Origin of the sequence: Streptomyces sp. NPDC053069 (genome assembly GCF_044546895.1) — a bacterium.
GTDB lineage: Bacteria > Actinomycetota > Actinomycetes > Streptomycetales > Streptomycetaceae > Streptomyces.
This window is the reverse complement of the sequence record NZ_JBITZN010000016.1, coordinates 46,396-68,680: the sequence shown is the minus strand read 5'-3', so window position 1 is coordinate 68,680 and position 22,285 is coordinate 46,396. Positions and strand designations below refer to the sequence as shown.

Annotated in this window: 18 protein-coding genes; 13 read left to right on the top strand and 5 right to left on the bottom strand. The window is 72.5% G+C overall.

Features of this window, described 5'->3' with window-relative positions:
* Window positions 1–72: 72 nt before the first annotated feature.
* Complete coding sequence (locus ACIGXP_RS31240) at window positions 73–1,455, bottom strand: diaminopimelate decarboxylase (RefSeq protein ID WP_399774027.1); 1,383 nt, start codon at window positions 1,453–1,455, stop codon at window positions 73–75.
* A gap of 147 nt (window positions 1,456–1,602) precedes the next feature.
* On the opposite strand from ACIGXP_RS31240, the gene hutU reads away from it, so the two are divergent.
* The 4 genes from hutU (at window position 1,603) to hutI (ending at window position 7,134) form a co-directional block, all read left to right on the top strand.
* Entirely contained in the window at window positions 1,603–3,267 is a 1,665-nt protein-coding gene (hutU, locus tag ACIGXP_RS31235) for a urocanate hydratase (RefSeq protein ID WP_399774024.1), read from the top strand.
* Window positions 3,268–3,386: 119 nt separating this feature from the next.
* Window positions 3,387–4,589 carry an allantoate amidohydrolase gene (locus ACIGXP_RS31230; RefSeq protein ID WP_399774267.1) on the top strand — a complete coding sequence of 401 codons (1,203 nt, stop codon included), beginning with the start codon at window positions 3,387–3,389 and terminating at the stop codon, window positions 4,587–4,589.
* Window positions 4,586–5,938 carry a formimidoylglutamate deiminase gene (locus ACIGXP_RS31225; RefSeq protein WP_399774021.1) on the top strand — a complete coding sequence of 451 codons (1,353 nt, stop codon included), beginning with the start codon at window positions 4,586–4,588 and terminating at the stop codon, window positions 5,936–5,938. Before ACIGXP_RS31230 ends, ACIGXP_RS31225 begins: the two co-directional genes overlap by 4 nt.
* Window positions 5,939–5,958: 20 nt before the next feature.
* A complete protein-coding gene (hutI, locus tag ACIGXP_RS31220) occupies window positions 5,959–7,134 on the top strand; it encodes an imidazolonepropionase (protein ID WP_399774019.1) in 1,176 nt (391 codons plus the stop codon).
* A gap of 16 nt (window positions 7,135–7,150) precedes the next feature.
* Here hutI and ACIGXP_RS31215 read toward each other — a convergent pair whose 3' ends face one another.
* The gene (locus tag ACIGXP_RS31215) at window positions 7,151–8,797 is read right to left on the bottom strand and encodes a hypothetical protein (protein ID WP_399774016.1); all 1,647 of its coding nucleotides are present in this window, start codon (window positions 8,795–8,797) and stop codon (window positions 7,151–7,153) included.
* Between the two features lie 115 nt (window positions 8,798–8,912).
* Here ACIGXP_RS31215 and ACIGXP_RS31210 point away from each other — a divergent pair, with 115 nt between their 5' ends.
* Window positions 8,913–9,134, top strand: a complete 222-nt coding sequence (locus tag ACIGXP_RS31210; RefSeq protein ID WP_363215505.1) for a hypothetical protein — start codon at window positions 8,913–8,915, stop codon at window positions 9,132–9,134.
* 29 nt (window positions 9,135–9,163) lie between these two features.
* Here ACIGXP_RS31210 and ACIGXP_RS31205 read toward each other — a convergent pair whose 3' ends face one another.
* Together ACIGXP_RS31205 and ACIGXP_RS31200 are read right to left on the bottom strand one after the other, a co-directional pair.
* Window positions 9,164–10,753 (bottom strand): ricin-type beta-trefoil lectin domain protein, encoded by a 1,590-nt coding sequence (locus ACIGXP_RS31205; RefSeq protein WP_399774012.1) that lies wholly within the window; start codon window positions 10,751–10,753, stop codon window positions 9,164–9,166.
* 300 nt (window positions 10,754–11,053) lie between these two features.
* Window positions 11,054–11,950, bottom strand: coding sequence for an RNA polymerase sigma factor SigF (locus ACIGXP_RS31200; RefSeq protein ID WP_399774009.1), 897 nt, complete (start codon window positions 11,948–11,950; stop codon window positions 11,054–11,056).
* 245 nt (window positions 11,951–12,195) lie between these two features.
* Here ACIGXP_RS31200 and ACIGXP_RS31195 point away from each other — a divergent pair, with 245 nt between their 5' ends.
* From ACIGXP_RS31195 to ACIGXP_RS31165, 7 genes are all read left to right on the top strand, one after another.
* Window positions 12,196–12,573, top strand: coding sequence for an STAS domain-containing protein (locus ACIGXP_RS31195; protein ID WP_363216461.1), 378 nt, complete (start codon window positions 12,196–12,198; stop codon window positions 12,571–12,573).
* A gap of 313 nt (window positions 12,574–12,886) precedes the next feature.
* Window positions 12,887–13,447, top strand: coding sequence for an ATP-binding protein (locus tag ACIGXP_RS31190; RefSeq protein ID WP_363216462.1), 561 nt, complete (start codon window positions 12,887–12,889; stop codon window positions 13,445–13,447).
* A gap of 341 nt (window positions 13,448–13,788) precedes the next feature.
* Window positions 13,789–15,072: a serine--tRNA ligase gene (serS, locus tag ACIGXP_RS31185; RefSeq protein ID WP_399774005.1), complete on the top strand. Its 1,284-nt coding sequence runs from the start codon at window positions 13,789–13,791 to the stop codon at window positions 15,070–15,072.
* Between the two features lie 176 nt (window positions 15,073–15,248).
* The gene (locus ACIGXP_RS31180) at window positions 15,249–15,965 is read left to right on the top strand and encodes an LPXTG cell wall anchor domain-containing protein (RefSeq protein WP_399774002.1); all 717 of its coding nucleotides are present in this window, start codon (window positions 15,249–15,251) and stop codon (window positions 15,963–15,965) included.
* Window positions 15,966–16,064: 99 nt separating this feature from the next.
* Entirely contained in the window at window positions 16,065–17,054 is a 990-nt protein-coding gene (locus ACIGXP_RS31175; RefSeq protein WP_399773999.1) for a hypothetical protein, read from the top strand.
* On the top strand, window positions 17,051–18,148 hold the full coding sequence (locus tag ACIGXP_RS31170) for a hypothetical protein (protein ID WP_399773997.1): 1,098 nt from the start codon (window positions 17,051–17,053) through the stop codon (window positions 18,146–18,148). The genes ACIGXP_RS31175 and ACIGXP_RS31170 overlap by 4 nt, the downstream gene beginning before the upstream one ends.
* On the top strand, window positions 18,145–19,425 hold the full coding sequence (locus ACIGXP_RS31165) for a hypothetical protein (protein ID WP_399773994.1): 1,281 nt from the start codon (window positions 18,145–18,147) through the stop codon (window positions 19,423–19,425). Before ACIGXP_RS31170 ends, ACIGXP_RS31165 begins: the two co-directional genes overlap by 4 nt.
* 145 nt (window positions 19,426–19,570) lie before the next feature.
* Here ACIGXP_RS31165 and ACIGXP_RS31160 read toward each other — a convergent pair whose 3' ends face one another.
* On the bottom strand, window positions 19,571–21,076 hold the full coding sequence (locus ACIGXP_RS31160; protein ID WP_399773991.1) for a peptide MFS transporter: 1,506 nt from the start codon (window positions 21,074–21,076) through the stop codon (window positions 19,571–19,573).
* Window positions 21,077–21,573: 497 nt separating this feature from the next.
* Here ACIGXP_RS31160 and ACIGXP_RS31155 point away from each other — a divergent pair, with 497 nt between their 5' ends.
* Window positions 21,574–22,251, top strand: a complete 678-nt coding sequence (locus tag ACIGXP_RS31155) for a response regulator transcription factor (protein ID WP_053661516.1) — start codon at window positions 21,574–21,576, stop codon at window positions 22,249–22,251.
* Window positions 22,252–22,285: the final 34 nt, after the last annotated feature.

The window sequence follows — 22,285 nt, the reverse complement described above, 5'->3', positions numbered from 1 at the left end:
CGTACTAGAGTGGGTCAACTGACGTGTGTCTCCGGCTGGTTGGCCCATTTGTTCGAAGGTGCCGGAGGTGCGTCAACGGCTCCCGGATGCCCAGAGGGTGGTGAGCGCCGACGCGTGCGCCCCGCCGGACTCCGCGACCACCTCGGCGACCGTCTGCGGCTCCCGCACGGTGGCGAAGGCGACCCCTCCCGAACCGTCCGGTGCGAAACCGTGGATGCCGGGCCGGGCGAGGGAGTTGTAGGCGTAGTGGTGGGCGAAGTAGTACGCGCCCGTGTCCAGCGCCGCCGCGTAGTCGCCCTGCTCCAGCAGGGGCAGCGCGCGGCCCTCCGCCAGCAGGTCCCCCGAGAAGCAGGCCGGCCCGGCCACGTCCTGCACCACGTCCGGCCCCGGCTTCGGCCGCCCCTTGGCGTCGTACGCGCCGATCCTCAGCGGCCACGCCCCCGGTGCGTAGACGGTCCGCGTCGCCACCTGTACGCCCGCGTGCGTCACCGCGATCCGCCGCCCGCCCGCGCTCTTGGTGTACTCCACCCGGGCCACCACCGTGCCGTGCTTGGCCAGCAGCGACCGCCCGAACTCGGTCACCAGCCCGTACCGCCCGTCGAACAGCCCCGGCACCTGACCGGCCAGCAGCCGGGCGTACTCCGCGTACGACGGTGCCGTCGCCTCGGCCGCGAAGTTCACCGGCAGTCCGCCGCCGATGTCGAGCGTGTCGATCTGCCGCCGCCCGGCCCGCTCGTTGATCTCCTCCGCGAGCGCGTACGCCTCCGCCGCGCCCCGCGCCAGCAGTGCCAGAGGAATGCCCTGCGAGCCGGTGTGCGCGTGCAGCCGGGTCAGCCACGGCCGGTCCAGGTAAGCCCGTACGACCCACTCGCGCGCCCCCTCGTCGCGCAGCGCCACCCCGAACTTCGAGGTCTCGGTCGCCGTCGAGGTCGCCCCGATCGTGCCGCCGCCGATCTGCGGGTTCACCCGGATGCCGAGCGGGGACCTGGTCGGGGCGGACCGCACCAGGGTGTCCAGGCGGTCCAGCTCCTGCGGATTGTCGGCGTTCACCGCGATGCCCAGCGCCAGCGCCTCGCGCAGCTCCGCCGGGGTCTTGGCGGGCGAGTCCAGCACGGTCCGCGCGGCCGGCACCCCGGCCGCGCGGGCCAGCGCCAGCTCCCCCGGGCTGGCCACCTCCGCGCCGATCCCCGCCTCGTGCAGCAGCCGCAGCACCGGGACCAGCGGGGTCGCCTTCACCGCGAAGGCGTGCAGCACCGGCGTCCCGGGCGGCAGGACCGCGTCGAACGCCGCCCGCAGGGCCGCCGCCGACTCCCGGATCCCGGTCACGTCCAGCAGCCCCACCACGGCGGCGTCCGGCCCCACCAGGCCCTGCTCGACGGCGGCGCGCACCGCGTCGTCCCGCCGGGCGGCGCGCTCCCGCGCCTCGCCGGGCTGCGTCTCGATGTCCTGCTCCACAACCTCTCCCCTCGTTTCCCCCGTGCCGGTCTCGCGTACATCCAGCCAAACACCGACGGCGCGCGGACGGGTGCGCCCCGATGTATTGACTAGTTCTATTCAGACCTTCAGGATGTGAATAGACGTAGTAACAGCAGGAGGCAGACGATGTCGGGACCCCGCCCCGTACGAGCACCGCGCGGCACGGAACTCAGCGCCCTGGGATGGCAGCAGGAAGCCGCCCTGCGCATGCTGCAGAACAACCTCGACCCCGAGGTCGCCGAGCACCCCGACAAGCTCGTCGTCTACGGCGGCACCGGTAAGGCCGCCCGTGACTGGCGCTCCTTCGACGCCATGGTGCGCACGCTGAGGACCCTCAAGCAGGACGAGACCATGCTGGTCCAGTCCGGCCGCCCGGTCGGCGTGATGCAGACCCACGAGTGGGCCCCGCGCGTCCTCATCGCCAACTCCAACCTCGTCGGCGACTGGGCCAACTGGGAGGAGTTCCGCCGCCTGGAGGCCCTCGGTCTGACCATGTACGGCCAGATGACCGCCGGCTCCTGGATCTACATCGGCACCCAGGGCATCCTCCAGGGCACCTACGAGACCTTCGCCGCCGTCGCCGCGAAGAAGTTCAACGGCACCCTCGCGGGCACGATCACCCTGACCGCCGGCCTCGGCGGCATGGGCGGCGCCCAGCCGCTCGCGGTGACGATGAACGACGGTGTCGCCATCTGCATCGACTGCGACCCGCGCGCCATCGAGCGCCGCATCGAGCACCGCTACCTGGACGTGAAGGCCGACTCGCTCGACCACGCGCTGCAGCTGGCCACCGAGGCGCGTGACGCCCGCCGCCCGCTGTCCATCGGTGTCCTCGGCAACGCGGCCGAGCTGGTCCCGCAGCTGCTCGCGATGAACGCCCCCATCGACATCGTCACCGACCAGACCTCCGCCCACGACCCGCTGTCCTATCTGCCGGTGGGCGTGGCCTTCGAGGACATGGCCGATGCCGCCGCGAAGGACCCGGCCGGTTTCACCACGCGTGCGCGGGAGTCCATGGCGCGCCATGTGGAAGCCATGGTCGGCTTCATGGACGCCGGCGCCGAGGTGTTCGACTACGGCAACTCCATCCGCGGCGAGGCCCAGCTGGCCGGATACGACCGGGCGTTCGCCTTCCCCGGCTTCGTGCCCGCCTACATCCGCCCGCTGTTCTGCGAGGGCAAGGGCCCGTTCCGCTGGGCTGCCCTGTCCGGCGACCCCGCCGACATCGCCAAGACCGACAAGGCGATCCTGGAGCTGTTCCCGGAGAACGAGTCCCTGGCCCGCTGGATCAAGATGGCCGGCGAGCGCGTCCACTTCCAGGGTCTGCCCGCGCGTATCTGCTGGCTCGGCTACGGCGAGCGCGACAAGGCCGGCGAGCGCTTCAACGACATGGTGGCCTCCGGTGAGCTGGCGGCACCGCTGGCGATCGGCCGCGACCACCTGGACTGCGGGTCGGTGGCCTCGCCGTACCGCGAGACCGAGGCCATGCTCGACGGGTCCGACGCGATCGCCGACTGGCCGCTGCTGAACGCCATGGTCAACGTGGCCTCCGGTGCGTCGTGGGTGTCCATCCACCACGGTGGCGGTGTGGGGATGGGCCGCTCCATCCACGCCGGTCAGGTCACCGTGGCCGACGGTACGAAGCTGGGTGGCGAGAAGATCCGGCGCGTTCTCACCAACGACCCCGGTATGGGTGTCATCCGGCATGTCGACGCCGGGTACGACATCGCGGAGTCGGTCGCGGCCGAGCGCGGGGTGCGAGTGCCGATGCGCGAGGGTGACGGCGCGTGACGCAGGAACAGGTCGGGCACGGCACCTCCTCGGTGGGGGCTGAGGCCTCGTCGCCGTCCACGGGTTCGGCCGTGCCCACCCTCCCCCACTCTCAGCTCGGCTCGCGTTCCTTCCACGAGATGTGGCGCGAGCTGCTCCCCATCGGGCGGCACGCCGAGTCCCGCGGCTACCGCCGTTACGCCTGGACCGGCGCCGACGCCGACTGCCGGGCCTGGTTCAGGCAGCAGGCCGAGGGGCGTGGGCTGGCGTACGAGGTCGACCGGAACGGGAACCAGTGGGCCTGGCTCGGGGACCCGGCGGCCGGAGACGCGGTGGTCACCGGGTCGCACCTCGACTCCGTGCCGGACGGCGGGGCCTTCGACGGGCCGCTCGGGGTCGTGTCCTCCTTCGCCGCCCTGGACGAGCTGCGGAGCAGGAGCGCGCGGTTCACCAAACCCCTCGCCATCGTCAACTTCGGCGACGAGGAAGGGGCCCGGTTCGGGCTCGCCTGTGTCGGGTCCCGGCTGACCGCCGGGCAGCTGAGCGTCGAGCAGGCCCACCGGCTCACCGACGGGGACGGGGTCAGCCTCCCGCAGGCCATGGAGGCCGCCGGACACGACCCCGAGGGCATCGGGGCCGACCCCGAGCGGCTGGCCCGGATCGGCGCCTTCGTCGAACTGCACGTCGAGCAGGGACGGGCGCTGGACCTGTCCGGCGACCGGGTGGGCATCGCCAGTGCCATCTGGCCGCACGGCCGCTGGCGGTTCGACTTCCGGGGCGAGGCCAACCACGCCGGCACCACCCGGCTGGTCGACCGGCGCGACCCGATGCTGTCCTATGCCGAGACCGTGCTCGCCGCCCGCCGGGAGGCCGCGCTCGCCGGTGCCGTCGCCACGTTCGGGAAGATCGCGGTGGAGCCCAACGGCGTGAACGCGATTCCCTCCCTCGTGCGCGGGTGGCTCGACTCCCGCGCCGCCGACCAGGAGACTCTGGACACCGTGGTCGGCGGCATCGAGAAGGCCGCACGCGAGTACGCCGACGCCCACGGCATCGACCTGGACGTCGTGCGCGAGTCCTTCACCCCGGTCGTCGAGTTCGATCACGCCCTGCGCGACGAACTCGGCCGCATCCTGGGCAAGGACACCGGCCTGAAGGTGCCCGTGCTCGGAACCGGGGCCGGACACGACGCGGGAATCCTCTCCGGCAGCATCCCCACCGCCATGCTGTTCGTACGCAACCCCACCGGGGTCTCGCACTCCCCGGCCGAGTTCGCAGCCGAGGACGACTGCGTGGCCGGGGTGCACGCGCTCGCCGACGTACTGGAAGGGCTGGCCTGCAGGTGACCAAGCGGACCTACTGGTTGGAGCACGCCTGGCTCGGCACGCACGTCGAGCCGGGGGTCGTGCTGGAGGCCGAGGACGGGCGGATCGGCGCGGTCCGCACCGGGACGCCCACGGCGCCGCCCGGTGCGGAGGTACTGCGCGGGCTCACCCTGCCGGGGCTCGCCAACGCCCACAGCCACGCCTTCCACCGTGCGCTGCGCGGCACCGTCCAGGTCGGCTCCGGAACCTTCTGGACCTGGCGCGAGGTGATGTACTCCGTCGCCGACCGCCTGACCCCGGACACCTACCACGCCCTGGCGCGCGCGGTGTACGCCGAGATGGCCCTGGCCGGCATCACCGCTGTCGGCGAGTTCCACTACGTGCACCACGCGCCCGGCGGCACCCCCTACGCCGACCCCAACGCCATGGGGGAGGCACTGATCGCGGCCGCCGCCGAGGCCGGCATCCGGATCACCCTCCTCGACACCTGCTATCTCTCCTCCGCCATCGTGAACAAGCACCGTGGCGAGGCCCCGAACCCCCACCAGCTGCGCTTCTCCGACGGCAGCGCGGAGGCCTGGGCCGAACGCTGTGCAGTTCTCAAGGAGCGGGACCACGCGCGGATCGGGGCGGCGATTCACTCCGTACGGGCCGTACCGGCCGACCAGTTGGCGACCGTCGCCGGGTGGGCCGAGGAGCGGCGGGCGCCGCTGCATGTGCATCTGTCGGAACAGACGGCCGAGAACGACGCCTGCCTCGCCGCGCACGGCTGCACGCCCACCCGGCTGCTCGCCGACCACGGTGTCCTCGGTGCGCGCACCACCGGTGTGCACAACACCCACCTCACCGACGAGGACATCGCTCTGCTCGGCGGCTCCCGCACCGGCACCTGCATGTGCCCGACGACCGAGCGGGACCTCGCCGACGGCATCGGTCCGGCCGTCGCCCTGCAGCGGGCCGGCTCACCGCTCTCCCTGGGCTCCGACAGCCACGCCGTCATCGACCTGCTCGAAGAGGCGCGCGCCATGGAGCTGAACGAGCGGCTGCGCACCCGCACCCGGGGACACTGGACGGCTGCCGCGCTGCTGCGGGCCGCCACCGCCGACGGTCACGCCGCTCTCGGCTGGGAGGATGCGGGCACCCTGGAGGCGGGAGCACTGGCCGACTTCACGACCATCGCCCTGGACTCCGTCAGAACAGCGGGGCCGGTGCCGCGCCTCGGCGCCGAGACGGCCGTATTCGCGGCGACGGCGGCAGACGTACGGCACACGGTCGTGGGCGGCCGGCATGTCGTACGCGACGGCGCGCACGCCCTCGTGCCCGATGTGCCGCAAGCTCTCGCGCGCGCAGTCGAAGCCCTCCGCGCCTGACGACCACCCACGAGGACACCATGAGCAGCAGCACCGTCATCACCAACATCGCCACGCTGGTCACCAATGACCCCTCCCTCGGTGACAGCTCCCCCCTCGGTCTGATCCAGGACGCGGCCGTCGTCATCGACGGCGACCGCGTCGTGTGGACCGGTGAAGCCAGCAAAGCACCCGCCACTGACAATCGGGTCGACGCGGGCGGCCGGGCGGTGCTGCCGGGCTTCGTGGACTCGCACTCGCACCTGGTCTTCGCCGGGGACCGCACCCAGGAGTTCAACGCCCGCATGTCCGGCCGCTCCTACACGGCGGGCGGCATCCGCACCACGGTCGCCGCCACCCGCGCCGCGACGGACGCGGAACTGGAGGCGAACCTGACCCGTTACCTCGACGAGGCCCTCCGCCAGGGCACCACCACCTTCGAGACCAAGTCGGGATACGGCCTCACGGTCGAGGACGAGTCCCGGGCGCTGCGCCTCGCGGCGAAGCACACCGACGAGGTGACCTACCTCGGCGCGCACATCGTCTCCCCGGACTACGCCGACGACCCGGCCGCCTATGTCGCCCTCGTCACCGGCGAGATGCTGGACGCCTGCGCGCCGCACGCCCGCTGGATCGACGTCTTCTGCGAGAAGGGCGCCTTCGACGGCGACCAGGCCCGCGCGATCCTCACCGCAGGCAAGGCGAAGGGCCTGCACCCGCGCATCCACGCCAACCAGCTCTCCTACGGCCCCGGCGTCCAGCTGGCCGTCGAGCTGGACGCGGCCAGCGCCGACCACTGCACCCACCTCACGGACGCGGACGTGGACGCCCTGGCGAGCGGCAGCACGGTGGCCACGCTCCTGCCGGGCGCCGAGTTCTCGACCCGCGCCGAGTGGCCGGACGCCCGCCGTCTGCTGGACGCGGGTGTCACGGTCGCCCTGTCCACGGACTGCAACCCCGGCTCCTCCTTCACCTCCTCCGTGCCCTTCTGCATCGCTCTGGCCGTCCGTGACATGCGGATGACTCCGGACGAGGCGGTCTGGTCGGCCACGGCGGGCGGCGCGGCGGCCCTGCGCCGCACCGACATCGGCCACCTCACCCCCGGCGCCTGCGCCGACCTCGTCCTCCTGGACGCCCCGAGCCACGTCCACCTGGCCTACCGGCCGGGCGTTCCGCTGGTCGGCGGGGTGTGGCGACGCGGGGTGCGGGTGGTGTGACAGGGAGCGAGCCGGCTCAGCTCCCGGTGGCCGACCACGCCCTCAAGCGCATGTGCAGCTGAGTGCACGCGCTCGGCAGGCCCAGCCGCCTCCCCTTGTTCTTGGCCACGAACGACGCCACGTCGGCGAGTCCGCCGGCCGACTTCAGCGCGTCGAAGAAGGCGGTCACCACGGGCTCTGCCCGACGCCCCTCGTCGTAGGCGTCACAGATCCTCGCCAGAAACACGACGACCGCGTCGAGGGTGACCGCCCGCAGCAGCGCCCTGACGAGAAGCTCGGCGTGCTCCTCGCTCATGTTCTCCAGACCCCGCATGTCCAGTGCGATCGCAGACCTGAGGGGGAGCTGCTGGGTCAGGGCACGGCAGAGCGGAGCCACCAGGTCCTCCCGATCGCTCCCGGCGAGAAGGGGGATGAGGGCGGCGAGACGCCCCGGCTCGACCGTTTCGGCGGCCTGGGTGATGTGCCGGTTCGACAGCTCGTCGTCGGGGCCGAGCCGGGCGATGACCCGGGCCACATCGCCCACGCTCCTGTCGGACTTGACCAGCGTCGCCATCAGGTCCCTCCTGGTGACGCGCCGTTTCCGGTCGGGTTCCGCCCAGCGGGTGTGGAGTGTCGCGATCTCCTCGACCGATCGGATGGCCACCACCTCCTCGTTGAGCAGCACGATCGCAGCCGGGGTGAGCACACGGCTTCTGGGGCGCGGAAAGCCGAGTGGGCGCAGCGCCGTTCCGAACGCGGCGAGGTCGTCGAGGGAGCGGGAGTGGACGACGTCCACCACGATGCGGTCCCGCCGGGAGAAGTCCTGCCGCTGCCCGAACCAGGCCATGAGCCGGACGACTTCCTTGATCGGCCGTTCCCATGCCGCCTGGGTCGCCTCCAGAGTGACCCCCCGCTGGTCCCCCACGTCGAGTTGGTGCTCCAGCTGAGCCAGAAACGCATCGAAAGGCAGATGTGACGCCTCCCCGGCCCCCTCGCGGCTGTGGGCGAGCTCCTCCTCCATCTCCCGGACGCGCGTCTCCAGGTCCTCGCAGCGCTGTTCCGCCTGCTCCTTCATCGCGGCGACCTCGGCGAGTTCCCGCTTCAGCCGGGCGACCTCGTCAACCAGCCGGCCCCGTTCCGCCGAGTGGTGTTCGGTGGCCTCGCGCAGCTCCACCTCCGCCCGCTCCGCGCGCACGTATTCCGTGACGCCGTCGCGCCGGACGCGTTCCAACTCGCCCTGGACGGCGCCGATCTCGGACTCCCGCTTGTCCAGCAGATCGTGCAGGGCTTCCTGGTGCCGCACGAGCATCTCGACCTCGCGCCGCGACTTCCTCATCTCGGCGCGCAGGGACTCCAGTTCGTAGACATCCGGATCGCACGCACGGAGTGCCGCCAGCCGGAGCTCGGCCAAGCGGTCCTTGGCCTCGGGCTTGACCGGAGCACCCCGGTTCTCCTCGACCTCGCGCACCAGCCGGTCGACGAAGTCCTGCGTCGCGATGCGGCGGCCCCGCAGGAAGCGGGAGACGACGGACTTGTCCAGGGACACCCGCACCGCGTACGCGTTCTGCGACAGGCCCAGGGTGTTGAACAGCTCGGTCAACGCGTTGCCCAGCGCGGCAACCTCGCGTACGACTCCTCGCTCGACGGCGCCGGAAACCCCCGCCGGGCAGGCGAGTTCGGTCATCGGTGATCCCCCCGGTGCTTGGCCCTGGAATGGCAACGGTTGCCGGTTCCGCAACCTACCGAAGCCGCCGGAGGGTGGTGGGCAGGTCGTCACTCACGGAAAGGACTGCTCATCCATGCACTCCTCGGGGACGTTTCTGACGGCGGGTGCCCGCTGGGTACAGCGTGTTCTGATCGTCCTGTTCGCGCTGGTGCCGCTGCTCGTGGTCACCGTGGCCTCGGCGCCGGCGCTGATGCTGCTCCCGTTCTTCCCGCAGCACAGCGCCCGGGCCCGGGGCATCGTCCAGCAGCTGATCCACTGGACCCGCACCGCCCTGGTCTCCAGCCGGAGCCGGTGACCCGCCGGCTTCCCCGAGCCGTCCCGGTACTACCGGGCCCCGGCCCGCCAGCGCTGGTCCTCGCTGTCGTCCAGCGGCTGCAGGGCCACCCCGTGCCGGCCGTAGGGGGTCACCGCCGTCTCGATGGCGATGTCCGGGCGGATCGTGCCGTCGGGGTCGATGGCGAAGCGCAGGTTGTCGCCGTTGCCGCTGTAGACCGCGTCGCACTCCCAGATGCCGACGCCCCGGTCCACGGAGCCCCGGCTGTCCAGGCAGAAGCGGTCGTCGGCTGCCGAGCGGAGCACGCCCAGGTAGGGGTCGAAGCGCCAGCGCTGGGTGTCGGCGAAGGAGCAGGGGGCCGTGATGACGTCGTTGCCCTCGGACAGATCGCCGTCGCGGATGTCCAGGCAGCGGCCCGTCGCCACGTTCAGCACCTGGGCGAAGGAGGTGCCCGGGGGCGTGAAGGAGGGGGGCGGCCCGGGGGTGGTGGTGTGCCGGGGTGACGGGGGCGCGGTCGTCGGGTGGGCCGAAGTCCGCGTCGGGGACGGCGACTTCGACGGCGGCTTCGACGACGGCTTCGACGACGGCTTCGTGGGGGAGGGGGTGGGGGACGGGGTGACGGAGACCGTCGCCGTCACCGTCACCGGGGGAGGCGTGGGTGTCGCGGCCGTCGGCTGCCGGTCGTCGCCGTGCGCCGGGGTGAGCAGGAAGACCAGCAGCGGGGTCAGGGCGACGCCCAGGGCGGCCGAGGTGAACAGGACGCGGCGCCGGGGCGGCCGGGTCCCCCGTACGGCGGGCGGAGCGGGGACGGCCGGCGGCTCCTCGGTGCGGACGTCGTCGCCTGTGTACGCCGTCCCTCTCCACGGCAGCAGGCCCTCCGCCAGGGTCTGCCGGGGCGCGTCCCGCAGGGCCCGCAGTTCCTCGAACGCGGCCGTGCAGTGCGGACAGCGGGCCATGTGGGCGTCCAGATCGGTGCTGTAGCGCGGCCCGTCCGGCCGTACCGCCTCCTCGATCAGCCGCCGGAAGTCGGCGCAGCGCGGGTCGTCGGAGCCGGCGAGGCGCAGGCGGAGGCAGGCCCGGGCCAGCGCCTTGAGGGCCTGCGGGGTGCCGTAGGCCACGTCCGCGTGGCTCAGCCCGAGCAGGGCGGCGGTCCGCTCCTGCGGCTCCTCCTCCAGCGCGCCGTACCAGATCAGGCCCTGGGTGCGGGACGGCAGCGACTGGAACGCGGGCAGGAGGGGCGGAGTGGGGCCGTCGGGCAGGCCGGACGCGTTCAGGATCAGCAGCAGTCCGGGGTCGAGGCCGGTGGCGCGCTCGTCGCGTGCCCAGGCGGCCGCCAGCCCGGCGGTCAGCAGCAGGAGCCGGTGGCGCAGCGGGACGACGGGCTCGACCCCCCGGGCCGTCTCGCGGGCCGCCGTGGTGACGGCCTCGGCCGCCAGCCGACGGGCGGCGGGCTCGCTCGCCGCGCACAGCCGGGCGTAGGCCAGCACCGCCGGGTGGTGCCGACGGCGCAGTTCCTGCAGCGCGGGGTACGCCGTCGCGGCCGAGGAGCGCAGCAGTTCGGTGAGCCGGGCGTCCGGTACGTCCTCGTACTCCGCGCCCGCCTCGGTTCCGCCCGTCCCGGCCCCGTCCCCCTGAGCCATCGTCCAGCCTCCTCGCACCACGGGCGACCGTGCCGTCACGGCCCCGGCCCGGCCAACCAGCCGGTATGGGGGGCCATAGTGGTCGAGGGGGACGGCCGGGAAAAGGGGTTTCCGTGGGTAACCGCATAACGGTTGGGACCTCAGGGCGAGTTGGGCCGGGCTGCGGCCGGAATCCGGGAATGGCCGCACGGACCGTGGATACCCACGCACTTGGAGAGGTGGGCGGCGCACACGCGGAAGCGGCCCGGCACCGACGGCCGGGCCGCTTCCGGTGGCGTCACCGCGGCGGGGACCCGCCGGTCACTCCTCGAGCGTCAGCCCCTTGCGCAGCCGTACCAGGGTGCGCGACAGCAGCCGGGAGACGTGCATCTGGGAGATGCCGAGCTCCTCGCCGATCTCCGACTGCGTCATGTTCGCCACGAAACGCAGGGAGAGGATCTTCCGGTCCCGCTGCGGGAGTTGGGCGATCAGCGGCTTGAGCGACTCGATGTACTCGATGCCCTCCAGGCCGTGGTCCTCGTACCCGATGCGGTCCGCGAGCGCGCCCTCCGTCTCGTCCTCCTCGGGCTGGGCGTCCAGCGAGGAGGCCGTGTAGGCGTTCGAGGCGGCCATGCCCTCGACGACCTGGTCGTTGGAGATGCCGAGCTGCTCGGCCAGTTCCGCGACCGTCGGCGCGCGGTCCAGCCGCTGGGCCAGCTCGTCCCCGGCCTTGGCCAGGTCCAGGCGCAGCTCCTGCAGTCTGCGCGGCACGCGCACGGACCACGAGGTGTCGCGGAAGAAACGCTTGATCTCGCCGATGATGGTCGGCATCGCGAAGGTGGGGAACTCCACACCGCGGGCGAGTTCGAAGCGGTCGATCGCCTTGATCAGGCCGATGGTGCCGACCTGGATGATGTCCTCCATCGGCTCGCTGCGGGAGCGGAAGCGGGAGGCGGCGAACTTGACGAGCGCGAGGTTCAGCTCGACGAGGGTGTTGCGGACGTACGAGTATTCGTGCGTCCCTTCCTCCAGCGACTCCAGACGCTCGAAGAGGGTCTTGGACAGGGCCCGCGCGTCGACCGGGCCGATCTCGTCGTACGGGGGGATCTCCGGGAGTCCCTCGAAGGCATCGAGGGCGTCGATGGGATGATCCAGTTGTTCCGGTGGGGGTGTCGACGTCGCGAACGGGGTATGCGATGCGTCGAGCCGGGGTGACATGGTGTCCTCCATCGTTCTCGGCATATGGCTGCCGAAGCCGTGCGTGCACTGCGGTGTGCGGCGCCTCCGAAGCCGGCGTGTAGGGGTAGGTGTCCTTACTAGCCCTACCCGCTTCACCGAGACGATCGCAAGTGCGTTCTGTTCAGGTATGTCCGGTTCTGTGAGGTTCTTCGGGTGCCGGAGTGTGCATGGAGGGCGTAATGTTCGAGAGCAGTCAGCGTCCACGACCTCGGGAGAGAGACGGCATGGACCACGGGACGGTCGGCAGCGCACAGTCGGGCCGGCTTCTGGTGGAGGTGCGGGAAGAGGGCTCCAGCGCCGTTGTGACACCGGCGGGTGAACTCGACCACCACACCGCCGATCTTTTGCGTGAGCCCCTCGACGACCTCCTGGACAAGGGCTTCTCGCGCCTCGTTGTGGACTGCTCGCGCCTGGAGTTCTGCGACTCCACGGGCCTGAACGTCCTGCTGGGCGCCCGGCTGAAGGCGGAGGCCGCCGGTGGCGGGGTCCATCTGGCAGGGATGCAGCCGGTGGTCGCCCGGGTGTTCGAGATCACCGGTGCCGAGGCGGTCTTCACCGTGCACGACTCCGTGGAGGCGGCCCTGACCGACGGCGCCGACTGAGCCCGCCGTCCCGCCCTCCCGTGTGCCGCCGGCCCCCGGTCGTTGCGTTCGTCACGCCGAAGACAGGGGTGTCGCGCCGGATCGGCCGGGCAGGAGAGGGCAGGAAGCGGGAGACCCCCGACGACCGCCGGCCCCCGGACCGCCCCGGGACCGGCGAAACGACTGGACAGGACGTACGTGCGACGGACGGGCGAGCAGAACACCCCGCGCGGGCGGCGGGCGGACGCCGGGCGGACGACCTATGGACCGGTCGGCACGGACCGGTGCCGGCCTTTTGAATCGTGAACTGGTGAATCGGTGAGGTGAAGCGCTGATGAGCACCACCCGGCCTTACTCGCCGGGCGACCGCGGCCCGGAGCCCAGCGGCGCTTCCGGGGCGTCCGAGGGGGGCGCGCCTGTCGCAGGCGTGCCCACGGGGGCAGCCGCACCGTCCGGACCTGCCGGCGGCACTCAGGGCACCGGCGGCCCGCAGGTCCGCAGACTCGGCCTGCGCGGTGAGAGCGGCGTCGTCCCGCTCGCCCGCGACTTCGCCCGCCAGGCGCTGTACGCGTGGGGCTGGCTGCCCGCCGCCGGCGCCGACCAGCGGGCCGCCGCCGAGGACGTGCTGCTCGTCGTCTCCGAGCTGGTCACCAACGCCTGCCTGCACGCCGAGGGGCCCGACGAACTGCTCCTGGCCTGCGACAACAAGGTGATCCGGGTCGAGGTCTCGGACCGCGGCACCGGCCAGCCGGCACCCCGCACCCCGCACCGCGCCGGCCGCCCGGGCGGGCACGGCATGTTCATCGTGCAGCGGCTGTGCCTGGACTGGGGCGTCGTCCGCGCCGCGGGCCGGCCGGGCAAGACGGTGTGGGCGGAGCTGGGCGCACCGGCGTAGGCCATCGGGTTCCCGTCCGTACGTGGCGCGCGGAAAATTCGGTTTTCGCCGGGTACGGCACCCCCTAGCCTGGGCGCAACGCGCTGACGGAGACAAGTAGCCCGGGGCCGGCGAGCCGAGAGAGCCGCCACCCGCTGTGAAGGCGGCCTCGCACCCCGGGGTGAATCCCCTCCCGAGTGCGGGGAGGAAATGCCCCGCCGGCCGGCCCCCGTCATCGGGCCCGACGAGGCCGTCGTACGACGGCGAAGGCGTGGTGGCACCGCGAGCACCCTCTCGCCCACGCCCCGAGGGAACCGACCCGGGGCGGACCGTGCCGCCCCGCCGCACAGTTGGGCAGCACCATGCTTGACATCACCCTCATCCGGCAGCACCCCGAACGCGTCCGCGAAGGCCTCGCCAAACGCGGCCTGGACGTCGACCTCGACGCCTTCCTCGCCCTCGACCGACAGCTGCGCGAGGCCCGTACGGCCCTGGAGCGGCTGCGTGGGGAACGGCGCCGCGTCTCGGCGGACATCGCGACCCGGCGCCGGGCCGGCGAACCGGCGGGGGAACTCCTCGGCAGGGCGGCGGAACTGGCCGGCCGGGTCGCGGAGGCCACCGCCGCGCACGGCCGGCTGGAGGCCGGGCACCGCGCGTTCCTCGACGGCCTGCCGAACCTCCCCGACCCGGACGTGCCCGCGGGCGGCAAGGAGCGCAACCAGGTCGTCCGTACCGAGGGCGCCCGCCCGGAGTTCGGCTTTCCGCCCCTCGACCACGTCCGCCTCACCGAGGACCTCGCGCTGGTCGACCACCGGCGCGGCGCCGCGCTCGCCGGCAGCGGCAACTGGGTCTACCGGGGCGAGGGCGCCGCACTGGAGTGGGCGCTGCTCAACCACTTCCTGGACGGCCACCGCCGGGCCGGCTACACCTTCGTACTGCCGCCCCACCTGCTGACCTGGCAGGCCGGCTACACGGCGGGCCAGTTCCCCAAGTTCGCCGACGACGTCTTCGTCACCGACCACGGGCCCGACGGCCGTCCCGAGCGCTTCCTGCTGCCCACCGCCGAGACCGCGCTCGCCGCCCTGCACCACGGCGAGACCCTGGACGAGCGCGAGCTGCCCCTCAAGTACGTCGCCTACACCCCCTGCTACCGCAAGGAGGCGGGCGGGTACCGCACCGCGGAGCGGGGCACCCTGCGCGGCCACCAGTTCAACAAGGTCGAACTGTTCCAGCTCACCCGGCCCGCCGACTCGGAGGCGGCCCAGCGTGAACTGCTCGCCCGGGCGGAGGAGTCGGTCGCCGGCCTGGGCCTGCACTACCGGGTCACCCGGCTCGCCGCCGGGGACACCAGCGCCGCCCAGGCCGGCACGTACGACGTCGAGGTCTGGCTGCCCAGCCTGGGCGCCTACGCGGAGGTCAGCTCGGTGTCGAACGCCCGCGACTACCAGGCCCGGCGCGGCGGCATCCGGTACCGCCCGGCCGGCGGCGGCAGGGCGGTCCACGTCCATACCCTGAACGCCTCGGGCCTGGCCACCAGCCGTCTGGTGCCGGCTCTGCTGGAACAGCATCAGCGGCCCGACGGCACCGTCGTCGTTCCCGAGGTGCTACGGCGCTGGGGGCTGCCGGAGGTGCTGCGCCGGCCGTAGGGGGCCCGGCCCACCCTCCACTCCGGCCACCCGTCACACACGCCGGATCGTCACAACTCCGGCGTGTGATGCGTCTTCCCTCCTCACGGCGCCGGGCGTACCTTGACGGCCGAATCTGATGTGCCGTCAGGAACTGCTCGCCGGAGCGAATCCGCAACGAATGGGGTGGACCGACCGTGTCGTACCCGAAACGAACCGCCGCGCTCGCGTCCGCCGCGGCCCTGGCCGGCTCGGCGGTGCTGCTGTCCGCGCCGGCCGCCCACGCCGACGTGGTCGACGTCGACTACCGCTGTCACACCCCGATCGGCGTCAAGAGCGCCGTCTCGCCCATCGACATCACGGGCGTCAGGAGCGGCGGCGGCTACAAGATCACCATGACCTGGCAGAAGGGTGTCTCCTCCAGCCCGGTCGAGCTGGGCAAGGGCGCGATGAGTCCGAGCGCCACCATCAGGCTGGGCGGTGCCGACAGCGGCACCCTCGCGGTCAGCGGGCCCCCGAACGCGGCCGCGATCCCCGCCAACACCCCCATCAGGATCAGCGACTTGAGCGGCACGTACACGCCGAAGAAGTCCGGCAAGGTCACCTTCACGCCGGGCACGCTCGTCATCAAGGCGCTCGGTACGACGACGACCTGCACGCCGGCCAACAGCCCCGAACCGGGCCTGACCCTGGCCGTGACCGCAGCCGGCGGCTCCTCGTCCACGTCCTCGTCGTCTTCCTCTTCGTCCTCGGCCTCCGGTGGTTCCTCCGGTGCCTCCTCCGGCGGACAGCTCCCGCAGACCGGCCCCGAGGACTCCGCCGTCGCCCTCGGCACACTCGGCGGCACGGTGCTCCTCGCCGGCACGGCGGGCGCGCTCTGGCTGACCCGAGGGGGGCAGACGGTGCGGCGCTGACGCCCGGGCCCCGCCGAAGGAGAGCCCCATCGAACCCCGCGAACCGAGGCCCCACTCGACCCGAGGCCCCACTGCACCGAGGCCCCGCCGGAGCCGCCCATGCCGTCCGCCGCCCGCGCCCTGATCCGCCACCGGCGCCTGCCCCCGGTCCGCGCCCTGTTCCGGGCCGGCGCCGTCCTGCCCGCGGGCCTGTGCCTGTGCGCCGCGCTCGGCACCGTGCTGGGCGTCGCACCCCGGGCCTCGGCCGCCGCGCCGGGGGCCACGCCCCGGGCCTCGGCCGCCGCGGGCTGGTCCGTCGCGCCCGCCGGCGGTGGCCGCCCGTCCTTCTATGCCGAGGGCACGCCCGGGACGGTCCTGCGGGACACGGTGTCCGTCACCAATCCCGGACGGGCGCCGGTCGCCGTACGGCTGTCCGGCACCGGCCTGCGGACCGTCTTCGCCGAGCGGGCCGGGACTGGGATACGTGTCCCGGCCCGCACCCGCGCCGAGGTGCCCTTCACCGTGACCGTGCCGGTCGGGGCGGCGCCCGGCGACCGCTCCGCCGCCGTCGTCGCGCGCGACACACGGGGGCATACCGCGACCGTCCCCCTCCGGCTGCGCGTGGGCGGCCCCGCGCTCGCCGCACTGACCGTCGAGCACCTCGCCGTGCACGCCGATCGCATCACGTACGAGCTGGTCAACCGCGGTACGACCGTCCTCGTACCGAGGGTCGCGGTGCGTGCCGACGGCATCCTCGGCCGGGTCCTGGACCGCGCCGCCCGCCCCCTGCCCGTCCGCCTGCGCCCCGGTACCCGCCTGAAGCTCACCGAGCCGTGGCCCGACCGGCCCGCGCTGGACGCCGTCGACGTACGCCTGACGGTGACGGCCCCGGGCGGAGCCCATGACACGGCGACCGCGACGGCCCACTTCGTGCCGTGGCCGGCGCCGGCGGCCACGTCCGGTGCCCTGCTGCTGATCACGGGCGCGGCGCTTGCCGCACACCGGTACCGACGCCGTACGCCGTCCGGCGGTCGGCCGGTCCGTGGGGCGGACGGCGTTGCCGGGGGCGGCCCTTGTGGCGGTGCGTTGGCGGAGGGGGCGGTGAAGTGAGCGGAAAGGCAGGGGCTCTGCGGCTGTCCACCTTGGCGGTGGTGCTCGCGCTGCTGGTGGTGCCCTTCTCGGGGCGGGCGGCGGTCGCGGCGGACGGGCCGGTGGTGACGCTGTCGGCGTCGCAGGGGGGCGCCGGGGGAGCGGTCACCGTCAGCGGTAGCGGCTGGCGGTCGCACACGTTGCTGATGCTGTTGGTGTGTGGGCGGGCCACACCGTCCCGGGGTGTCATCGGCGGGACCAACTCCTGTGCCAACGGCGACGGCCGCGCCGTGACCACCGACGCCCGGGGCGGCTTCCGCCGGAGACTCCCGGTCGCCGAACCGCCCGTACCCTGCCCCTGCGTGGTGCACGTGGCCACCGTCACCGGCGCCGAGGCGCAGGCGGACGCCGTCCTGCAGGTCGCCGGGCACCCCGTCGCCCCGCTGCCCGCCGAACAGTCCGGGGGCCGGCTGGCGATCCTGTCCGACACCCGGCTGACCGGGTCGAGCGGACCGCTCACCTGGTTCGGGGCGCCGCCGAGCCGCACCCTGGTCTTCACCGTCGGCAACACCGGCACGGGCGCGATCAAGGACCCCGTCTTCCAAGTCGGCTCCGCCCACGGCGTCTTCGCCCCGCAGTGGGACGACCGGCAGTGGCACGGCACCCTGGCGCCCGGAGGACGCGCCGAGGTCAGGCTGCCGGTCGAACTGTCCGCCGGGGCGCACGGCGACTACACCGTGTCCCTGAAGTACGACGGCAGGGTCCTCGCCGAACAGCCGTGGGGCGTGGGCCGCCCCTGGGGCGTGACCCTGTTCTGGATCCTGCTCTGCCTGGTGGTCCCGGCCGCGCTGTTCCGCATCGGCATGGCCGTGGTGGACCGGGTACGGCCGCGCCGCCCGGGCGGTTCCCGCAGCAGCGGCCGCAGGCTGCCGTCCCGGCCCGCGCTGCGGCTGCCGCTGTCGCGCTCCCGGACCCCCGAACCGCCCCCCACGAACCCGACCCTGCCGTGGTTCACCCCGGGCTCCGTCCCGGGCGACCCGGCCGGCCGGCTCTCCGCACCGCACACCGACAGCCCGTCGAGTCCTACGACTCCCACCACGAAGGGACCCACGTGAGCATCCGAAGGAGAGGGACGGCCGCGGGCGCCGCGCTGGCGCTGAGCGGTGCGGGCGTCCTGCTGGGCCTCGCCGCGAGCCCCGCGCAGGCGGCCGAGGTGTCGTACGCCACCCACTGTGTGCCACCGGCGGGCATCAGTCCCGTCGACGGCACCACGAAGGTCGAGATCACCGCACCGGCCACCGCGAAGGTCGGTGACACGGTGGACGTCGTGTGGAAGTTCGTCCAGGCCGCGTCCAAGAACCCCGACATCATCGACCTGCCCGCCGACTCGGTCCAGCCGTCCGGAGTGCTGAGGGCGGCCGGCGCGCAGACCGCCGGCATCGCGATGCAGGGGACGCGCACGAACCCCGCGATCCCCAAGGGCGGCGACATGGTGCTGTCCGACATGAAGGGCAGCCTGAAGCTGACGGCGGCCGGTGCGGTGACGCTGACACCGGACGCGTACACCGTCAACGCGATGTCGACGGACACCAGGTGCTCGCCGAAGGAGACCGTGCAGAAGGCGGCGACGATCCAGGTGACGGACGGTGGCGGCGGCACGTCCAGCAGCACACCGACCCGGTCGGCGACGCCGACGCGGTCGAGCACCCCCACCCGTTCGACGACCCCCACGGCCACCACGAGCGGCGGCAGCGGACAGCGCGACTTCACCGGCAAGGAGGTGCAGATCCCCTACGCCTGCAAGACCCCGATCGGCGACAAGAACGCGACCTCGCCGGTGCAGATCGACGCACGGAAGAACGGCGGGAACTTCGACCTCACCGTGCAGTTCAAGAAGTCGGTGATGAACAGCCCCGCCGACATCCCCAAGGACTCCGTGAAGCCGTCCATGGAGGTGGTGCTCGGCGGTGCCGACAAGGGCACCGTGCATGTGGAGGGGCCGGCCAACGCCCAGCCCATCAAGTCCGGCGACCCGATCGAGATCCCGGACCTCACCGGCACCTACAAGCCCGGCGCGAGCGGCAGTTCGACGCTGTCGCCGGGGGTTCTGACGGTCAAGGCGCTCGGCACGACCACGACGTGCACCCCGACCAGGACCGAGGTCTCGCTCACCCTGGACACCAGCGGGCAGCCGGGCGGCGCGTCCGGAGGCACGTCCGCCTCCGGCGGTTCGGCCGGCGGCGGCAGCAGCACCTCCGGCTCCGGCGGCCTCGCCGAGACCGGCGCGAGCGACCACGGCGCCCTCAAGGCACTGGGCCTGGTGGCGGGCACGGCGATCCTCCTGGGCGGCGCGGTGTTCACCTTCATGCCGGGCCGCAGGGTACGCCGGTAACTTCTCTCCGCCGCAACGGTGAGTCACCACGACGGCGGGTTCCGGCGGTGCCGGACGCACGGCGGCCCCGGACATGCACGGAGGGCCACCACATCCCGGGGATGCGATGGCCCTCCGTCGGCCGGGCCGGGCCCGGCGGCAGCGACTAGTGCACGTCACCCATCAGCTTGTTGACGTTCTTGCGGTACATCCACACCGCCACACCGGCGATCACGGCGAGCGCCGCCTCCAGGCCGACGTAGCCCATCTTGTCGAGGTTGACCCCGCCGATGGCCGGGTTCGACATCAGCGCGGTGAGCGAGTCGCCCGCGGTGACGGCGAGGAACCAGACGCCCATCATCTGGGAGGCGTACTTCGCCGGCGCCATCTTCGTCGTCACGGACAGACCGACCGGCGACAGCGTCAGCTCACCGATGGTCTGCACGAAGTAGATCGCGACCAGCCACATCGCCGCGGCCTTGTGACCGCCCTCGGCGATCGACAGCGGGGCGAGGAAGACGAAGAAGGACACACCGATCAGCACCAGACCGGAGGCGAACTTCACGATCGTGCTCGGCTCCTTGGCGCGCCGGTTCAGCCACAGCCACAGCCAGGCGAAGACCGGCGCCAGGGCCATGATCATGACCGGGTTGACCGACTGGTACCAGGAGACCGGGAACTCCCAGCCGAGGATCGAGTTCTTGGCGCTCTTCTCGGCGAACAGCGACAGGGTCGAACCACCCTGGTCGTAGATCATCCAGAAGACCGCGGCGGCGACGAAGAACCAGATGTACGCCCGGACCTTCGACTTCTCGGTCGTGCTCAGGTCCTTGTCGCGCAGCATCCGGGCGATGACCAGGATCGGCACGATCAGACCGATGACGGTGAGCGGGATCAGCGCCCAGTTCAGGGTGAAGTGACCGGTGCCGCCGACGACGCCGTAGAAGACCGCGGCGACGGCCAGCCAGGTCAGGCCCTTGCGCAGGGTGACGGACTTCTCGTCGGCCGTCAGCGGGGTGGGGACCTCGCTGCTCTTCGCGCTCAGGTGGCGGCCGCCCAGCAGGTACTGGGCCAGACCCAGCGCCATGCCCAGCGCGGCAAGGGCGAAGCCCAGGTGCCAGTTGACGTTCTCACCGACGGTGCCGATGACCAGCGGCGCGACGAAGGCACCGGCGTTGATGCCGATGTAGAAGAGGGTGAAGCCACCGTCCCGGCGCGGGTCCTCCGGGCCGTTGTAGAGGTGGCCGACCATCGTGGAGATGTTGGCCTTCAGCAGACCCGAACCGATGGCGACGAGACCCAGGCCCACGAAGAAGCTGGCGGCCACGGGCAGCGCGAGGCACAGGTGGCCGAGCATGATGATCAGACCCGCGACGGCGACCGTCTTGCGGGGGCCGAGCACGCGGTCGGCGAACCAGCCGCCGGGGAGGGCGAGCAGGTACACGAGCGACACGTACACCGAGTAGATCGCGGTCGCCGTGCCCGCGCTCAGGTGCAGGCCGCCCGGGGCCACCAGATACAGCGGGAGCAGGGCCCTCATGCCGTAGTAGGAGAAACGCTCCCACATCTCGGTCATGAAGAGAGTGGCCAGGCCGCGGGGGTGGCCGAAGAAGGTCTTCTCGGAACCGGGGGTGCCCGGGCGGACCGAGTCCTTCGTCAGGCTGGACGCCATGGTCGTTCCTTGCTGGTCGGGACGCGCTTTTCTGGAGCGTTGCGCGCCCGGTGGGGGTGCGGCCGGCACCGGCAGGGTCGGCCGCCCACCCCCAACGCCCAGGGGGAGTCCGTTTCCGGGTCGCGGAAGCGGTGGACGGCGACCACCGGGATCCACGCCCCGACGCGACGATGCGTCCGGAGCCCGGCCAGAGGTCATTCCTTTCAAGGCTGATCTTGATCAGCCCGCACACAAAAGAGACCCTCAGCGTCATGTGCTCGCCAAAGGTCCCCGGGTGTACTACAGGCGTTCAGGTCACCATACGGCAGGACAGTGCCGGATATGGAAGGACTTGAGACGCGGATCACAGGTGTCGGGGGAACCGCAGAAACGGATTCGAAGGTCTCTCCTACGATCGCATCCCCGGACCAATGGTTCGTACCAGCAGCGTACGAAGGTAAGAGACCGCGGAAGCGATCACACCCCAGCACCGTGGGCGGGCGGTCTACCATCACTCCATGACCCGTGTACTGCTCGCCGAGGACGACGCGTCCATCTCGGAGCCGCTGGCCCGCGCCCTGCGCCGGGAAGGTTACGAGGTCGAGGTGCGCGAGGACGGACCCACCGCGCTCGACGCCGGAATGCAGGGCGGCGTCGATCTGGTCGTACTGGACCTGGGCCTGCCGGGCATGGACGGCCTGGAGGTCGCCCGCCGGCTGCGGGCCGACGGCCACACCGTGCCGATCCTCATCCTGACCGCGCGGGCCGACGAGGTGGACACCGTCGTCGGCCTGGACGCGGGCGCCGACGACTACGTCACCAAGCCCTTCCGGCTCGCCGAACTGCTCGCCCGGGTGCGGGCACTGCTCCGGCGCGGCGCCGCCGAGCCGCAGCAGCCGCCGGCCACGCACGGGGTGCGGATCGACGTCGAGTCGCACCGGGCGTGGATGGGCGAGGAGGAACTGCAGCTCACCGCCAAGGAGTTCGACCTGCTGCGGGTGCTGGTGCGGGACGCCGGCCGGGTCGTCACGCGCGACCAGCTGATGCGCGAGGTCTGGGACACCACGTGGTGGTCCTCCACCAAGACGCTCGACATGCACATCTCCTGGCTGCGCAAGAAGCTCGGCGACGACGCGGCGAATCCGCGCTACATCGCCACCGTACGAGGCGTGGGCTTCCGCTTCGAGAAGAGCTGAGCCCCCGCCGGAGGCCCAGCGATCACCTCAGGTA

Excerpts from the sequence above, each read along its gene's own strand:
- ACIGXP_RS31175 (WP_399773999.1), top strand. The coding sequence starts at position 16,065 with ATGCCGTCCGCCGCCCGCGCCCTGATCCGCCACCGGCGCCTGCCCCCG.
- serS (WP_399774005.1), top strand. The coding sequence starts at position 13,789 with ATGCTTGACATCACCCTCATCCGGCAGCACCCCGAACGCGTCCGCGAA.
- ACIGXP_RS31200 (WP_399774009.1), bottom strand. The coding sequence starts at position 11,950 with ATGTCACCCCGGCTCGACGCATCGCATACCCCGTTCGCGACGTCGACA.
- ACIGXP_RS31205 (WP_399774012.1), bottom strand. The coding sequence starts at position 10,753 with ATGGCTCAGGGGGACGGGGCCGGGACGGGCGGAACCGAGGCGGGCGCG.
- ACIGXP_RS31210 (WP_363215505.1), top strand. The coding sequence starts at position 8,913 with ATGCACTCCTCGGGGACGTTTCTGACGGCGGGTGCCCGCTGGGTACAG.
- ACIGXP_RS31155 (WP_053661516.1), top strand. The coding sequence starts at position 21,574 with ATGACCCGTGTACTGCTCGCCGAGGACGACGCGTCCATCTCGGAGCCG.
- hutU (WP_399774024.1), top strand. The coding sequence starts at position 1,603 with ATGTCGGGACCCCGCCCCGTACGAGCACCGCGCGGCACGGAACTCAGC.
- ACIGXP_RS31215 (WP_399774016.1), bottom strand. The coding sequence starts at position 8,797 with ATGACCGAACTCGCCTGCCCGGCGGGGGTTTCCGGCGCCGTCGAGCGA.
- hutI (WP_399774019.1), top strand. The coding sequence starts at position 5,959 with ATGAGCAGCAGCACCGTCATCACCAACATCGCCACGCTGGTCACCAAT.
- ACIGXP_RS31195 (WP_363216461.1), top strand. The coding sequence starts at position 12,196 with ATGGACCACGGGACGGTCGGCAGCGCACAGTCGGGCCGGCTTCTGGTG.
- ACIGXP_RS31190 (WP_363216462.1), top strand. The coding sequence starts at position 12,887 with ATGAGCACCACCCGGCCTTACTCGCCGGGCGACCGCGGCCCGGAGCCC.
- ACIGXP_RS31160 (WP_399773991.1), bottom strand. The coding sequence starts at position 21,076 with ATGGCGTCCAGCCTGACGAAGGACTCGGTCCGCCCGGGCACCCCCGGT.
- ACIGXP_RS31230 (WP_399774267.1), top strand. The coding sequence starts at position 3,387 with ATGTGGCGCGAGCTGCTCCCCATCGGGCGGCACGCCGAGTCCCGCGGC.